At 55.1% G+C, this 14,170-nt stretch carries 16 protein-coding genes and 1 tRNA gene; 11 read left to right on the top strand and 6 right to left on the bottom strand.

Annotated features, from left to right (window positions below):
* Nucleotides 1-39: 39 nt before the first annotated feature.
* The gene (locus BM373_RS18165) at nucleotides 40-333 is read right to left on the bottom strand and encodes a co-chaperone GroES (RefSeq protein ID WP_072570243.1); all 294 of its coding nucleotides are present in this window, start codon (nucleotides 331-333) and stop codon (nucleotides 40-42) included.
* 239 nt (nucleotides 334-572) lie between these two features.
* Between BM373_RS18165 and yjeH the strand changes: the two genes are divergently transcribed.
* Nucleotides 573-1,811, top strand: a complete 1,239-nt coding sequence (gene yjeH, locus BM373_RS18160; protein ID WP_090464637.1) for an L-methionine/branched-chain amino acid transporter — start codon at nucleotides 573-575, stop codon at nucleotides 1,809-1,811.
* A 28-nt stretch (nucleotides 1,812-1,839) separates the two neighbouring features.
* Here the strand turns inward: yjeH and BM373_RS18155 are convergent, their stop codons facing one another.
* Complete coding sequence (locus tag BM373_RS18155) at nucleotides 1,840-2,307, bottom strand: FxsA family protein (RefSeq protein ID WP_090464635.1); 468 nt, start codon at nucleotides 2,305-2,307, stop codon at nucleotides 1,840-1,842.
* A gap of 338 nt (nucleotides 2,308-2,645) precedes the next feature.
* Here BM373_RS18155 and aspA point away from each other — a divergent pair, with 338 nt between their 5' ends.
* The 5 genes from aspA (at nucleotide 2,646) to BM373_RS18125 (ending at nucleotide 8,275) form a co-directional block, all read left to right on the top strand.
* A complete protein-coding gene (gene aspA, locus BM373_RS18145; RefSeq protein WP_090464633.1) occupies nucleotides 2,646-4,082 on the top strand; it encodes an aspartate ammonia-lyase in 1,437 nt (478 codons plus the stop codon).
* A gap of 109 nt (nucleotides 4,083-4,191) precedes the next feature.
* Nucleotides 4,192-5,493: an anaerobic C4-dicarboxylate transporter gene (locus BM373_RS18140; RefSeq protein WP_090464631.1), complete on the top strand. Its 1,302-nt coding sequence runs from the start codon at nucleotides 4,192-4,194 to the stop codon at nucleotides 5,491-5,493.
* A gap of 93 nt (nucleotides 5,494-5,586) precedes the next feature.
* Entirely contained in the window at nucleotides 5,587-5,910 is a 324-nt protein-coding gene (gene cutA, locus BM373_RS18135; protein WP_090464629.1) for a divalent cation tolerance protein CutA, read from the top strand.
* On the top strand, nucleotides 5,886-7,652 hold the full coding sequence (locus tag BM373_RS18130; RefSeq protein ID WP_090464627.1) for a protein-disulfide reductase DsbD: 1,767 nt from the start codon (nucleotides 5,886-5,888) through the stop codon (nucleotides 7,650-7,652). Before cutA ends, BM373_RS18130 begins: the two co-directional genes overlap by 25 nt.
* Before the next feature lie 47 nt (nucleotides 7,653-7,699).
* On the top strand, nucleotides 7,700-8,275 hold the full coding sequence (locus BM373_RS18125; protein WP_090464624.1) for a transcriptional regulator: 576 nt from the start codon (nucleotides 7,700-7,702) through the stop codon (nucleotides 8,273-8,275).
* Nucleotides 8,276-8,277: 2 nt separating this feature from the next.
* Here the strand turns inward: BM373_RS18125 and BM373_RS18120 are convergent, their stop codons facing one another.
* Together BM373_RS18120 and BM373_RS18115 are read right to left on the bottom strand one after the other, a co-directional pair.
* On the bottom strand, nucleotides 8,278-8,880 hold the full coding sequence (locus BM373_RS18120) for a LysE family translocator (RefSeq protein WP_090464621.1): 603 nt from the start codon (nucleotides 8,878-8,880) through the stop codon (nucleotides 8,278-8,280).
* A 39-nt stretch (nucleotides 8,881-8,919) separates the two neighbouring features.
* The gene (locus BM373_RS18115; RefSeq protein ID WP_090464618.1) at nucleotides 8,920-9,765 is read right to left on the bottom strand and encodes an AraC family transcriptional regulator; all 846 of its coding nucleotides are present in this window, start codon (nucleotides 9,763-9,765) and stop codon (nucleotides 8,920-8,922) included.
* Between the two features lie 171 nt (nucleotides 9,766-9,936).
* On the opposite strand from BM373_RS18115, the gene BM373_RS18110 reads away from it, so the two are divergent.
* The 4 genes from BM373_RS18110 (at nucleotide 9,937) to BM373_RS18095 (ending at nucleotide 11,296) form a co-directional block, all read left to right on the top strand.
* Nucleotides 9,937-10,012: transfer RNA gene (locus tag BM373_RS18110), tRNA-Phe, on the top strand.
* Nucleotides 10,013-10,249: 237 nt separating this feature from the next.
* Nucleotides 10,250-10,612, top strand: coding sequence for a TehB family protein (locus BM373_RS18105; RefSeq protein WP_090464616.1), 363 nt, complete (start codon nucleotides 10,250-10,252; stop codon nucleotides 10,610-10,612).
* Entirely contained in the window at nucleotides 10,609-10,941 is a 333-nt protein-coding gene (locus tag BM373_RS18100; RefSeq protein ID WP_090464613.1) for a TehB family protein, read from the top strand. Before BM373_RS18105 ends, BM373_RS18100 begins: the two co-directional genes overlap by 4 nt.
* 10 nt (nucleotides 10,942-10,951) lie before the next feature.
* On the top strand, nucleotides 10,952-11,296 hold the full coding sequence (locus tag BM373_RS18095) for a DUF1869 domain-containing protein (RefSeq protein ID WP_090464610.1): 345 nt from the start codon (nucleotides 10,952-10,954) through the stop codon (nucleotides 11,294-11,296).
* Nucleotides 11,297-11,373: 77 nt separating this feature from the next.
* Here BM373_RS18095 and BM373_RS18090 read toward each other — a convergent pair whose 3' ends face one another.
* Nucleotides 11,374-12,408, bottom strand: a complete 1,035-nt coding sequence (locus BM373_RS18090) for an MBL fold metallo-hydrolase (protein ID WP_090464608.1) — start codon at nucleotides 12,406-12,408, stop codon at nucleotides 11,374-11,376.
* A 244-nt stretch (nucleotides 12,409-12,652) separates the two neighbouring features.
* Between BM373_RS18090 and BM373_RS18085 the strand changes: the two genes are divergently transcribed.
* On the top strand, nucleotides 12,653-13,204 hold the full coding sequence (locus BM373_RS18085; RefSeq protein ID WP_090464606.1) for a flavodoxin family protein: 552 nt from the start codon (nucleotides 12,653-12,655) through the stop codon (nucleotides 13,202-13,204).
* A 40-nt stretch (nucleotides 13,205-13,244) separates the two neighbouring features.
* On the opposite strand, the gene BM373_RS18080 is transcribed toward BM373_RS18085, so the two are convergent.
* Entirely contained in the window at nucleotides 13,245-14,087 is an 843-nt protein-coding gene (locus BM373_RS18080) for an alpha/beta hydrolase (RefSeq protein WP_090464603.1), read from the bottom strand.
* Nucleotides 14,088-14,170: the final 83 nt, after the last annotated feature.

The raw sequence follows: 14,170 nt of genomic DNA, 5'->3' as shown, positions 1-14,170 counted from the left end.
TTCTTTCCCTTAAATTCGTAGGTTCAGTTCGCGCGTGGATTACGCTTCAACAATTGCCAGAATGTCGCTTTCGGACATGATCAGCACTTCTTGATCGTCGATCTTTTCAGACTTCACACCGTAGCCGTCGTTGAAAATGACGATATCGCCCACTTTCACGTCCAGCGGCTGTACGCTACCGTTTTCCAGGATGCGGCCTTTACCAACAGCGATGATTTCGCCACGAGTAGATTTACCCGCAGCACTTCCGGTCAGTACGATGCCGCCCGCGGATTTGGACTCAACTTCTTTACGCTTGACGATGACACGGTCATGCAATGGACGAATACTCATTGATAGCTCTCCTTTGAGAAAGTCAGTATCGGTTATCGATGACGCCGGTTTTTTGGTGGTTCCCGGCTGGTGACGTCAGAGATGGGGGTATATCGATAACCCTTCAAGGGGGGATCGGAAAAAAAATTTTGCCCAAGGTACAAAATCGTCTCCCTGCCAGAAGTGAGGGGGGAACCCGACCGCAATGGCAGAGGCGGTTATGCTATCCTCCGTGCTCTTTGACGCGGTGAGAAAAAACAATGAGCGGATTGAAACAAGAGCTGGGGTTAGCTCAGGGAGTGGGCTTGCTGTCCACGTCGTTATTAGGCACCGGCGTATTTGCCGTTCCGGCTCTGGCGGCGCTGGTCGCGGGCAATAACAGCCTGTGGGCCTGGCCTGCGCTGATTATTCTGGTTTTCCCCGTCGCTATTGTTTTTGCCCTGCTGGGCCGCCATTTCCCCAGCGCGGGCGGCGTGGCGCACTTCGTCGGGCTGGCGTTTGGTAAGCGGCTTGAGCGGGTCACCGGCTGGCTGTTTTTATCGGTCATTCCGGTTGGGTTACCTGCGGCCCTGCACATTGCCACCGGTTTTGGTCAGTCGCTGTTTGGCTGGCACGATGAACAACTTTTGCTGGCCGAGCTTGGCACACTGGGGATCATCGGCTGGATTGGCTCGCGCGGCGCACGCTCCAGCGCCAATCTGCAAACTCTGGTCGCCATTTTAATCGTCGCCCTTATCGCCGCTATCTGGCTGGTGGGCGATATTACCCTCACAGCGATCCCCTTCCCGGCGCTCACCGATGTCGACTCTTCACAGCTTTTCGCCGCACTTTCCGTGATGTTCTGGTGTTTTGTCGGTCTGGAAGCCTTTGCGCATCTGGCGTCTGAGTTCAAACAGCCGGAACGCGATTTTCCGCGCGCCCTGATGATTGGCCTGCTGCTGGCAGGTACCGTGTACTGGGCCTGTACCGTGCTGGTACTGCATTTTAATGCTTACAGCGCCGACCGTGCCGCTGCCACGTCGCTCCCGGATATCGTTGTGCAACTGTTTGGGGTAAAAGCGCTGTGGGTGGCCTGCGTGATTGGTTATCTCGCCTGCTTTGCCAGCCTGAACATTTATATCCAGAGCTTTTCCCGGCTGGTCTGGTCGCAGGCGCAGTATCTGCCGGAAAGCCGCCTCGCCCGTCTCTCGCCGCGCCACATCCCGCGCAACGCGCTTTTCGCTGTGCTCGCCTGCTGCGTGGTCAGTACGCTGTGCATTTATATGCTGGATATCAATCTGGACGCGCTCATCATTTATGCCAACGGCATTTTCATCATGATTTATCTGCTGTGTATGCTGGCGGGCTGCCGGTTACTGAAGGGGCGTTACCGCGCGCTGGCGGCGGTGGGCGGGGTGCTCTGTCTGTTATTGCTGGCGATGGTGGGCTGGAAAAGTCTCTACGCCATCATCATGCTGGCGGCGCTGTGGCTGTTTTTACCGAAACGCCGCGTGAATTAAAAAGGCCGGAGTACCCGGCCTTGAGAGATTAATCGTCTTTATGATCGAGGCGGTCGCGCTGATCGTCTTTGCGCTGGTATTCCCCGTCAAAAGTCTGACCGCCCTGGGTTCCGGCGCTGAATCCACCACCCGGCATCCGGGAAAAGCGCAGATGCGGCATCAGGCGCACGGTCAGCAGCTTTTGCACCGGCGGCAGCAGTAACAGCAGGCCAAGGAAGTCGGTAAAAAAGCCCGGTAACAGCAGTAACAGCCCGGCAATAATCAGCGACACGCTTTTGATCATCTCTGCCGCCGGGCTTTCACCCGCCGCCATTTTCTGCTGCATCAGCATGAGATTCTTAAAGCCCTGGTTGCGCACCAGCGACATACCAATAACCGAAGTGAATATCACCAGCACCAGCGTCAGCAGGACGCCGAAGATATGGGCGACCTGGATAAAAATCGATATTTCAATGTAAACATATAAAAAAACAGCAATTAACGGTATCCAGCGCACTGGCTTCTCCTGTTAGTAACCAGCGGATTTCTGACCGCTGTGGGTATCATTTTTCGACACGCGTGATCCTGAGATGGTGTCAGCCTGGCAAAAATCAATCGGAGCAGGCGACTATTTTTCAGGAATCATTCATCCGGTGATGTATTTCACAAATCAATAAAACTAATGCAGCAGCTAAGATAATAAGTGATCCAGATTACGGCATTTCGCTATCATCAGCATATGATCCCGGTTACGTGGCTGATTAAGGAAATAATCGTCGGTCAGTAAACACACATAACCACAGATCTACTGTGTGTTTGGTGCATTCATTGGCAGCTTTAATTAAGAAGGTTCACATGTTAAACAACATTCGTATCGAAGAAGATTTGTTGGGTACCAGGGAAGTTCCAGCGGATGCCTACTATGGTGTTCACACTCTGAGAGCGATTGAAAACTTTTACATTAGCAATAACAAAATCAGCGATATCCCTGAGTTTGTACGCGGAATGGTGATGGTCAAGAAAGCCGCAGCGATGGCTAACAAAGAGCTGCAAACCATTCCTAAAAGCGTGGCTAATGTCATCATCGCCGCATGTGATGAAGTCCTGAATAACGGCAAATGCATGGATCAGTTCCCGGTCGACGTCTATCAGGGCGGCGCGGGCACATCCGTCAACATGAATACCAACGAAGTGCTGGCGAACATTGGCCTTGAGCTGATGGGCCACCAGAAAGGTGAGTACCAGTTCCTCAACCCGAACGATCACGTCAACAAATGCCAGTCCACCAACGACGCCTACCCGACCGGTTTCCGCATCGCGGTGTATGCCTCTATTGTGAAACTGATCGACGCTATCCATCAGTTAGGCGAAGGTTTCCAGAACAAAGCGGTAGAGTTCCAGGACATTCTGAAAATGGGCCGCACGCAGTTGCAGGACGCGGTGCCGATGACCCTCGGTCAGGAATTCCATGCCTTTAACGTACTGCTGAATGAAGAAACCAAAAACCTGCTGCGTACCGCTGAACTGCTGCTGGAAGTGAACCTTGGCGCAACCGCCATCGGCACGCGCTTAAATACCCCGGACGGCTATCAGCAGCTGGCAGTGCAAAAGCTGGCAGAAGTGAGCAACCTGGCGGTCGTTCCGGCGGAAGACTTGATTGAAGCCACCTCCGACTGCGGCGCATATGTCATGGTGCACAGCTCCCTGAAGCGTCTGGCCGTCAAGCTCTCTAAAATCTGTAACGACCTGCGCCTGCTCTCGTCTGGCCCGCGCGCCGGTCTGAATGAAATCAACCTGCCGGAACTGCAGGCGGGCTCATCCATCATGCCAGCCAAAGTGAACCCGGTTATCCCGGAAGTGGTTAACCAGGTGTGCTTTAAAGTGATCGGCAACGACATCACCGTGACCATGGCCTCTGAAGCGGGCCAGTTGCAGCTTAACGTGATGGAACCGGTGATTGGTCAGGCGATGTTTGAATCCATCCACATTCTGACCAACGCCTGCTACAACCTGCTGGAAAAATGCGTTAACGGCATTACCGCCAACAAAGCGGTGTGCGAAAGCTACGTGTACAACTCCATCGGCATCGTGACCTACCTCAATCCGTTTATCGGCCATCACAATGGCGATATCGTCGGCAAGATTTGCGCCGAAACCGGCAAGAGCGTACGCGAAGTCGTGCTGGAGCGCGGCCTGCTGACAGAAGCGGAGCTGGATGATATCTTCTCGGCGCAAAACCTGATGCATCCGGCGTACAAGGCGAAACGGTACACCGATGAAAGCGAGCAATAAATTGCTCCACTAAAACAAAGGCACGTCAGATGACGTGCCTTTTTGTTTATATGCGTTACTAAAATACAACAATCCAATATCAACTTGTTAATAAACAAGGAAGGCTCTTATGTTTGGTGCAGAACTCGTTATCGTCCTGCTGGCTATTTATCTGGGTGCCCGGCTCGGCGGCATCGGCATCGGTTTTGCCGGTGGGTTTGGCGTACTCGTCCTGACGCTCTTTTTTCAAATCAAACCCGGCGCGATCCCCTTTGACGTTATTGAAATCATCATGGCGGTTATCGCCGCGATCGCGGCCATGCAGGTGGCGGGCGGGATGGATTTCCTCGTCAGCCTCGCGGAGCGCATGCTGCGCCGCCATCCGAAATACATCACCTTTCTCGCCCCGCTGGTGACCTGGTTTATGACCATTCTGGCAGGCACCGGGCACACGGCGTTCTCCACGCTGCCGGTGATCACCGAGGTGGCAAAAGAACAGGGTATTCGCCCGTCGCGCCCACTCTCCATTGCAGTGGTCGCGTCACAAATTGCGATTACCGCCTCGCCCATTTCCGCTGCCGTGGTGTTCTTCGCCGGTATTCTGGAGCCGCTGGGAGTGAGCTACCTGACGCTGCTGGCGATCTGTATTCCGACAACGCTTATCGCCGTGATGCTCACCGCCATCGTGTGTAACTTCCTCGGCTGCGAACTGAAAGACGATCCGGTTTATCAGGAGCGTCTGGCGAAAGGCGAAGTGAAACTGCGCGGCAGCCAGGTGTTCAAGCTCAAGCCGCACGCCAAACGTTCGGTAGTGCTGTTTTTAATCGGCATCGTGGCGGTGATGGTCTATGCAACAGCCATCAGCCCTACTGTCGGCCTGATCACCGATCCGGTGCTGCCGCGTAACGAAGCGATTGTGGTCTTTATGCTGACCATCGCCACGCTGATCTGCCTGACCTGTAAAGTGGATACCGGGGAGATCCTCAACGCCGGCACCTTTAAATCCGGGATGAGCGCCTGTATCTGCGTGCTGGGCGTGGCCTGGCTTGGCGACACCTTTGTTAAAAACCACATTCAGGATATTCAGACGGTGGCGGGCGATCTGCTGAATAACTATCCGTGGCTGCTGGCAGTGGTACTGTTCTTTGCCGCCACGCTGCTTTACTCCCAGGCGGCGACCACCAAAGCGCTGATGCCTGCGGCCCTGCTGCTGGGCGTCAGCCCGCTGACGGCAGTGGCTTCTTTTGCCGCCGTCTCTGCGCTGTTCGTGCTGCCCACCTATCCGACGCTGCTGGCAGCGGTGGAAATGGATGACACCGGTTCAACGCGTATCGGCAAATATGTGTTCAACCACGCCTTCCTGGTTCCCGGCGTCATTGCCATTGCGCTGTGCGTGATCCTGGGCTTTATCTTCGGCGGCGTACTGTTGTAAATCTGCTTAAAATCGGGCCGCTCGCGGCCCGTTGCATGAACCCCCGCCCGGACGCGTGCTATAGTGGCTGTTTTCGCCGAGTCGAGATTGACGATGAACACGCCTGACGCCGTTGTTGTGCTCTGTACCGCCCCGGATGAAGCCACCGCCCAGGATCTGGCGGCCAAAGTGCTGGCTGATAAACTTGCAGCCTGCGTGACCATCCTGCCGGGCGCGACCTCGCTGTATTACTGGGAAGGCAAGCTGGAGCAGGAGTATGAAGTCCAGATGCTGCTCAAAAGCGACCTTACGCATCAGGACGCGCTGCTTGCCTGTCTGAAGTCTCACCACCCTTATCAAACGCCTGAATTACTGGTTTTGCCGGTTACGCACGGAGACACTGATTACCTCTCATGGCTCAACGCATCCTTACGCTGATTTTACTGCTTTGCAGTGCCCCTACGTTTGCCGGACTTTTTGACGCGCCGGGCCGCTCTGATTTCGTGCCTGCCGATCAGGCTTTCGCGTTTGATTTCCAGCAAAACCAGCATGATTTACAGCTTAACTGGCAGATTAAAGAGGGCTATTACCTCTACCGCCAGCAAGTGAAAGTGACGGCGGCTCAGGCCGATATCGCGCCGCTGACATTGCCTGCGGGCGAGCAACATGAAGATGAGTTTTACGGCAAAAGCGAGATTTACCGTCAGCGGCTGGATCTGCCGGTTTCAGTGCAACAAGCCGCGAAAAATGCCACGCTCACCGTGACGTACCAGGGCTGCGCCGACGCCGGGTTCTGCTATCCGCCGGAGACGCGGGTGGTGCCACTTTCTGCCGTGGCTGCCGCCCCTCACCCCGACCCTCTCCCACAGGGAGAGGGAGCTGGTGTTCCCCCTCTCGAGGGGGAGGGAGATAAAATCGGCTCCGATGCTAATAACTCCCTCTCCCCTGGGGAGAGGGCCGGGGTGAGGGGAACCGATCTCCCCTTCTCTCCCCTTTGGGCGCTGCTCATCGGTATCGGCATTGCCTTCACCCCCTGCGTACTGCCGATGTACCCGCTCATTTCCGGCATCGTGCTCGGCGGTCAACAGCGCCTCTCTACCCGCCGCGCATTAGTGCTGTCATTCATCTATGTGCAGGGGATGGCGCTGACCTACACCGCGCTCGGTCTGATCGTCGCCGCCGCTGGCCTGCAATTCCAGGCGGCGCTGCAACATCCTTACGTGCTCATCGGACTCGCGGCTATCTTCACGCTGCTGGCGCTGTCGATGTTTGGCCTGTTTACGCTGCAACTCCCCTCCTCACTGCAAACGCGGCTCGCACTGATGAGCAACCGTCAGCAGGGCGGATCGCCTGGCGGCGTATTTGCGATGGGCGCGATTGCCGGGCTGATTTGCTCGCCCTGCACCACTGCGCCGCTCAGCGCCATTCTGTTGTATATCGCCCAGAGCGGAAATCTCGTTTTCGGCGGTGGCACGCTGTACCTGTACGCGCTGGGGATGGGCCTGCCGCTAATCCTGGTGACCGTGTTCGGCAACCGGCTGCTGCCCAAAAGCGGCCCGTGGATGGCGCAGGTCAAAATCGCGTTTGGCTTTGTGATCCTCGCCCTGCCGGTCTTTTTACTGGAACGCGTCATCGGCGACATCTGGGGATTACGCCTGTGGTCGCTGCTCGGCGTGGCGTTCTTCGGCTGGGCATTTATCGTAAGCCTTGCGGCGAAACCCGCGTGGATGCGCGTGCTGCAAATTATTCTCCTGGGCGGGGCTTTAGTGTGCGCACGTCCGTTGCAGGACTGGGCGTTTGGCACAAGCGTCGCGCAAAACACGCCGCACCTGAACTTTACGCCCGTCGCTAACGTTTCCGATCTCAACCAGGCGCTGGCGCAGGGCAAACCGGTAATGCTCGATCTGTACGCCGACTGGTGCGTTGCCTGCAAAGAGTTTGAAAAGTATACCTTCAGCGATCCCCAGGTGCAGGCCGCACTGAAAGACACCCTGTTATTGCAGGCGAACGTGACGGCAAATACGGCGCAGGATGCCGCACTGCTGAAGTCCCTGAATGTTCACGGGCTGCCCACCATTTTATTCTTCGATGCCCAGGGGAATGAACAATCCACGCTGCGGGTGGCCGGTTTTATGGACGCCGCCGCATTCACTGCGCATTTGCGCAATCGACAACCGTAAACGACACTATGAGTGGGAAATAACGGTTCAATAAGCAGGAGGACACCGTGCAACGTGAAGATGTTTTAGGGAAAACTCTGCAATTACTTGAACTAAAAGGGATTGCTGCCGCCACGCCGGAAATGGTCGTGGAGCAGATTAACTATCCAATGGATGAGTTTTTGCGTTTCTGGCCCGATAAAGAAGCGCTGGTTTATGACGCGCTGCGCTTTCTGAGCCAGCAGATCGATACCTGGCGCAGGCAGTTATTGCTCAACGAAGAGCTGAGCAATGAGCAGAAACTGCTGGCCCGCTATGGCGCGCTCACCGACTGCGTGACCAATAACCGCTACCCTGGCTGCCTGTTTATCGCCGCCTGTACTTTTTACCCGGATCCTGAGCACCCTATTCATCAGTTGGCCGACCAGCAAAAGCGCGCGGCGTATGATTTTTCCCACGATTTGCTGACGCAACTGGAAGTGGACGATCCGGCGATGGTGGCGAAACAAATGGAGCTGGTGCTCGAAGGCTGTCTCAGCCGGATGCTGATAAATCGCAGCCAGACTGATGTGGACACCGCACACCGCCTGGCCGAAGACATTCTGCGCTTTGCCCAGTGTCGACAGGGCGGCGCGTTAACCTGATTTCATTGCCAGAAACCGGCCCATGCTGATGCCAGCAGGCACAATGCCATTCCCCGCTGGAACCAAATCCGTGAGGCGGCACTGCGAAAAAATCGGTTCGCCGCCTTCCCCAGCAGTGTCCAGGCGCTCAGGCAAAGCAGGGAAATCAGTAAAAACCACAGCGTCAGCACCGTAATATCCCGCAGGGGATGCCCGCCGTGTGGCGCGAACAGACTGACCACCGCCAGTGCCATCATCCAGGTTTTGGGGTTGATCAGCTGTAACATCGCTGCGGCTTTCCCGCTAAAAGGCCGCTGTGCGCCCTCTTCAAAATTCGCAGCCGGAGCGCGGAAAAGCTGCCAGCTCATCCAGCTTAGCCACAGCGCGCCCGCCCAGCTCATCGCGTCACGCACGCGGGGATAATCCCGTAGCAATTCGCCTGCACCCACTCCCGACACAAAGACAATCAGGCTGGCGGCGACGCACGCGCCCAGCACCGCCGGTAACGTTGCTTTGATGCCAAAGCGCTGGCTGCTGGTAAGAATCAAAATGTTCGTCGGCCCCGGCGTTATCGAGGCGACAAAAGCGAAAAGTAAAAAAGGCAGATACGCGTATAACCACTCCACAGGCTGTTCTCCGTTTTGATGTTGCCTGTGACTGTGGCGTTATTTGCGGGCGTCGTCTGGAAGATTTGTGCATAAACGTCGGTAGTGCGCGGGCGTCAGCCGGTAGACACGCACAAACCAGCGACCGAGGTGGCTTTGGTCAGCAAACCCTAACGCGGCGGCGACGCTGGCAGGCTGCTCACCCTGCGCCAGCATCGCGCGGGCGTGTGCCAGACGTAACTGGATCAACCACGCGTGCGGCGTTAAATGAAACTCACGCTTAAAACAGCGCGTCAGTGTAAAGCGGTCGGTGCCGGTTTCCCGCGCCAGATCGTCAAGGCCCAGATTGTCACCCATATGCGCATGCAAATACTCCCGCGCACGATGAGCGATGGCGGCGCTTTGCCGTTGCGCAGGCAGGCGCTTACGCCACTGGCAATGGTAAGTAAGCTGGCTTAATAAGGCATCCATATTGCTTTGCTGCACGATACGCATTTCATCGTTATGCAGCGCCGTAAACGTCCCGGCGATGGCACGCACTAGTTGCGGTTCGCGGGCGATGGTATGGGAAAAATGCAGTGAATAGCTGTCGGGAACGGATTCGTATAATCCGCGCAACGTCTGGCCAAGCCAGCGCTCGTCCAGATAAAACGTCAGATAAGTGAAGCCGCCCATTACCGGCGCATCGCCGTCGTGGATCTCACCCGGCTCAAGCAGAAAGGCATCTCCCGGCGTGCTGCGATGGCGTTCGCGACGACACTGAAACTGCTGAGTGCCGGTCAGCGTCATTCCCACCAGGTAGCTGTCATGCCAGTGCGGATCGTATGCGTGCCCCTCAAAATGGGCGCGAATTGTTTCGATGCCGGTATCCGCATGCTGCCGCAGTTCCAGCCAGTCTTTTGCCATGTCGCCTCCTGAACGATGAAGTGTAGCATTGATGTGCCCGCGTCTAATGTCTGGAAGATTTGTGCAGAATGGCTGAGATTCCGGCAGAATGGCGCAAAGTTAAGCAACTGAACGGCTTTTCCTGAATTAGGGTTGACGCCACAGAGCGATTAAGGTTTAATGCGCTCCGTTGCCCGGATAGCTCAGTCGGTAGAGCAGGGGATTGAAAATCCCCGTGTCCTTGGTTCGATTCCGAGTCCGGGCACCACTATTCTAAAGAACCCGCCCAAAAGGCGGGTTTTTGCGTTTCAGCATCCCAACTCCTACCTCCCTCGCCTACCCCTTCCCTCCCAAAATGAGGTATCGATCACGCTTTGCAACTGCGCTTTTAAAAGCGTATTTTAAATGCACTTTAATCTTTACGTTCAACGACATCATTCGCGTACCTGCGCTCCATGGGGCGCGCAAACTTAAGCCTGACGGGCTTACAGCATGAGGTAAGATTATGAGCTTGATCATTCCCGCCCACTACGTGCATACCCGCGCGACATCTTTCTTTGATAAATCAAATGTTCCCGCTGCGCTGTTAAGCCATCACAACACTAAAGCAGGCGTCTATGGCCGTCTCTCTGTGATGCGCGGCGCGGTTAAATATTTTGGTTTCCCGGACGGTGAAAACTTAACACCGGATATGGAAGTGGTGATTGAAGCGGGGACTTTTGGCATCAGCCCGCCGCAGAAGTGGCATCGCATTGAGCTTCTGACAGATGACACCTATTTCAATATCGATTTCTTTGCCGAACCGGAAGCACAACTTACGGGTAAAGGGTTTGGTCAGGTGGTAAATACCAACAGGACGTCATCGTGAGCCGCATCGAAATCCCCGCAGACTACGTTCACGTTCGCAGCACGCCCTTCTGGACACGGGAAACTGCACCCGCCGGGATCTGGCAACGTCATCTGGATGCCGGCACCCGCCAGGGCGTTTATCCCCGGCTGGCGGTAATGCGTGGCGCAATACGCTTTTGCCGTTTTGCGGATGAACACAGCCTGGAACCGGTGGAAAGCTATCTCATTGAAGCCGGTCAGTTTGGCGTCTTCCCGCCGGAGCAGTGGCATCTGATTGAGGCAGAAACTGACGATGTGATTTTCAGTGTGGATTTTTATGTCGATCCACAAATTCTTCTCGAGGAGTGAGGCAGAAATAATGGATGTAATGGTTGAAAACAAAGGCTATACGCTGGCAGTGCTGAACCGCAAAACAACGCGCAGCGCTCAAAAGGTCTATTTGAAACCGATGGCGCTGTATGTGCCGTCCGTGGCCGCCGCCGCCGTGAGCGACCTGCTTGAAAACCTCGGTGCGTCTGAGGGCAGCGACGAGCGCTGCGCCCTCACGGTGACCAACAATAATAACGGCGTATCAGTGGATAAGGATTTTGCCTCGTTTGCCGACCTGACGGACGAGACGACCGCCGCCGACGCGGTAAAAGAACTGATTAATATCGTGCGCGGCTACGATGACGACGGCGATCACAACGTCTGCGGATGGTAATGCCGTCGTTATCTCCATTGCGACGTTTCTGGCGCTGGCGCGGGAAATAGCCGGTTAGCGCCCCACTACATTGCGTATTAATAAGAACCCACCAATCTAATCGCCAGCTCAACGTTGGCGGGCATCGAGGCATCATAACCGTACATATGCCCGTACTGCGGGCGCAGCGCCTCGGTGACGCGTTTAATGATCGCCTCGCGCTGCGCACGGGCAAACTCGGCGTGGTTATTGGCGGTCTTATTCATAAATTTACCGAATGCTTCTTCTTTTCTGGCTTTCAGCGTCGCTTCACGCAAATTGTTCAGGAAACGGCGCTGGAACTGAAAGTCATCGCGCGAACCCACGTTGCCATGCCCGCCGACAAAGTAGTTCCAGTCGAGCGCTTCCACCTGGAGCAGATTGGCGTCGTGATACACCACGGTATCGGACACCGCAAAGCCCATCATCGGCAACTGATCAGGATTCAGCAGATCCGGGCTGTGAACCACTTTTTCTTCTTTCAATAACCACGCCGAATGATCGTCGGTGTGCGCCGCCTTCAGGAAACGGTGCAGTTCTACCGTCAGATTTTCAAAGGTGAAGCGATTGTCCGCACTTTTCAGCACCCGATCCGCCACAGGCAGGCGACTGTTCATAAAGCGCATTTTCTCAACAGTCGCCTCGCTTGCAACGATATGCAGTTTCGCGCCCGCCTTTTGCGCTTCGCTAACCCAGAACGGGCTGTCACCGATATGGTCAACGTGATAATGGGAGTAAACCAGCGTCGTCACTGGCAGCGGGGTGACCTCGCGGATCGCCTGGAGCAGAAACTGTCCCCGGCCTTCGGGAGCATCAAACAGCAGTACGCCCTTGTCGCCCACGTAGAAAGTGGTGGAATAAAAATAGCGCTGAACGTAATACGTCCGCTCGCCAATTTTCTGCAATATATAAGGCTGCTCCATATTTCGCTGATGCAGATTATCGATTTTATCGCCTGGGGCCAGCGTGATTTTGCCGGACGGCGCAACATAATGCGCATCCACGGTGGAAACCGCCGGGACAGGCGTTTGTGCCATGACGCTGGCGGAGGTTAATGCGGTAATAAGGTAAACCAAAGGCCGGACGTTATTCATATAAAATCCTTTATAAATACGTTTATTACATTGATGGTATATATTTAAATCCCTTCCTGTGGGCCAGTGGATGATAGAGGCATGCCGCTTAATCATGAACGAAAATAAATTGAACAACAGCATCAAAAACACTGAGCGTTATTTTCTGGATTTATATATGCGGGGAATTCATAATGCGTACCGACGTATTTAAGCACGTCACCCTCTTATTTATATAAATTATCAATAATACAGGACGTTTTATATGCCAAATATAGCTGTGGTTTATTATTCCGGTTATGGTCACACTCAGTTAGTGGCGGAAAAAGTCGCGGAAGGCGCAAAAGCAGAGCTGATTGCGATTGATAAAGAAGGCAATATCAGCGAGCAGGACTGGGCGAAACTTGATGCCGCAGACGCGATCATTTTAGGCTCTCCGACTTACATGGGCGGCGCGCCGTGGCAGTTCAAGAAATTCGCGGACGCCAGCTCAAAGGCCTGGTTTGCCCGTAAATGGCAGGACAAGATTTTTGGCGGCTTCACTAACAGCGCCAGCCTGAACGGTGACAAGCAGGTTACCCTGATTTACCTGCAAACTCTCGCTTCACAGCACGGCGGGATCTGGGTAAGCCTGGGTCAGGCTCCGGCAAACGCTCTGGCCTCCACCCGTGACGATATCAATAATCTCGGCGGTTCTGTTGGCCTGCTGGTGCAGTCTCCTTCCGATGCTGGCGCGGATAAAATCCCGGCAGGCGATCTGCAAACCGCCCACCACTATGGTGAGCGCGTGGCTGCCATTACCGCCCGTATGAAGTAATTTTTTATTGCCAGGGAGAGCGCCCGCTCTCCTTTTTTGCTTAGGGTTCGCAGTTGAGCGGCCTTGCCAGCAGCCCCGGCCAGACCGCCGCCCAATCCGAACCGTGACGCATACCCGGCACACTCACCACCTTCGCGCATTGTGTCCCCGTCGCCCGCTGAAACCGCGTCGCCACCGCAGGCGGCACCGTGCTGTCATCCCCACCGCTGATGTGCAGTTGCGGCAGGTTTTTCAGATCCGTCGCCACGTTGATGGCGCTCAGTGCATCAGGCATCGCAGAGACATGATGAAGCGCGTTGACGTACGCCACATCCAGATTTCCCGCCACCGTACGCAGCGACACCACGTCACGCCGACGCGCCGCCAGTTGTGCGGCAATCGTCGCGCCACCGGAGTACCCCACCAGCTCAATTTTTGCCTGCGGATAAGGTTGCACCGCCTGGCTTATTGCCTCATCCATCGCCTGCACCACCTCAGATGAGAAACGTTTATCTGTCCACAGATGAGTCGTACAGACGGCTGGTAACGGCGGGCCGATAAACTGACACGGCCTTGCGAGATAGATCACATTGGCCGACTTGTCCGCTGCCGCCAGTTGCAGTCCAACGGGATTTCGCGGGGTGGGATCGGCAGAAGGTTGCGTACGACTCATCCAGGCAAAACCGTCCCCTTCAATGTAAATACGCACCAGCGAAACGGGCGGAGCGATCCGCTGCCAGCCCTGCAAATTGATCCAGGATGTTGCAAATTGTGTACTGGTCAGCCCAGATTTTTTTGTAAATACCCGCGCGGTTTCCCGGGGATCGTTTTGCGCACATGCCGTCAACAATAAAATTATATTTATCAATGCGGCAAATGAAAATATAGGATGTATTTTTGTCATTACCAGTCTTTCGTGGGATTGCTTTAAGTAAAATATTAAGAGCAGAAATGTGCCCGCCGTAAAATAGTTAAGCATCGCTTATT

The sequence above is a fragment of the Enterobacter sp. kpr-6 genome (assembly GCF_900116015.1).
In the GTDB taxonomy this organism is placed as follows: Bacteria; Pseudomonadota; Gammaproteobacteria; order Enterobacterales; family Enterobacteriaceae; genus Enterobacter_D.
Note: the sequence above shows the minus strand (reverse complement) of the source record. Positions and strands in the feature narration are given on the sequence as shown.

Bases quoted from the DNA above. Each gene is read 5' to 3' on its own strand.
- BM373_RS18115 (WP_090464618.1), bottom strand. From the start codon at position 9,765: ATGGCAAAAGACTGGCTGGAACTGCGGCAGCATGCGGATACCGGCATC.
- BM373_RS18105 (WP_090464616.1), top strand. From the start codon at position 10,250: ATGAGCTTGATCATTCCCGCCCACTACGTGCATACCCGCGCGACATCT.
- cutA (WP_090464629.1), top strand. From the start codon at position 5,587: ATGAACACGCCTGACGCCGTTGTTGTGCTCTGTACCGCCCCGGATGAA.
- BM373_RS18080 (WP_090464603.1), bottom strand. From the start codon at position 14,087: ATGACAAAAATACATCCTATATTTTCATTTGCCGCATTGATAAATATA.
- BM373_RS18140 (WP_090464631.1), top strand. From the start codon at position 4,192: ATGTTTGGTGCAGAACTCGTTATCGTCCTGCTGGCTATTTATCTGGGT.
- aspA (WP_090464633.1), top strand. From the start codon at position 2,646: ATGTTAAACAACATTCGTATCGAAGAAGATTTGTTGGGTACCAGGGAA.
- BM373_RS18085 (WP_090464606.1), top strand. From the start codon at position 12,653: ATGCCAAATATAGCTGTGGTTTATTATTCCGGTTATGGTCACACTCAG.
- BM373_RS18130 (WP_090464627.1), top strand. From the start codon at position 5,886: ATGGCTCAACGCATCCTTACGCTGATTTTACTGCTTTGCAGTGCCCCT.
- BM373_RS18165 (WP_072570243.1), bottom strand. From the start codon at position 333: ATGAGTATTCGTCCATTGCATGACCGTGTCATCGTCAAGCGTAAAGAA.
- yjeH (WP_090464637.1), top strand. From the start codon at position 573: ATGAGCGGATTGAAACAAGAGCTGGGGTTAGCTCAGGGAGTGGGCTTG.
- BM373_RS18090 (WP_090464608.1), bottom strand. From the start codon at position 12,408: ATGAATAACGTCCGGCCTTTGGTTTACCTTATTACCGCATTAACCTCC.
- BM373_RS18095 (WP_090464610.1), top strand. From the start codon at position 10,952: ATGGATGTAATGGTTGAAAACAAAGGCTATACGCTGGCAGTGCTGAAC.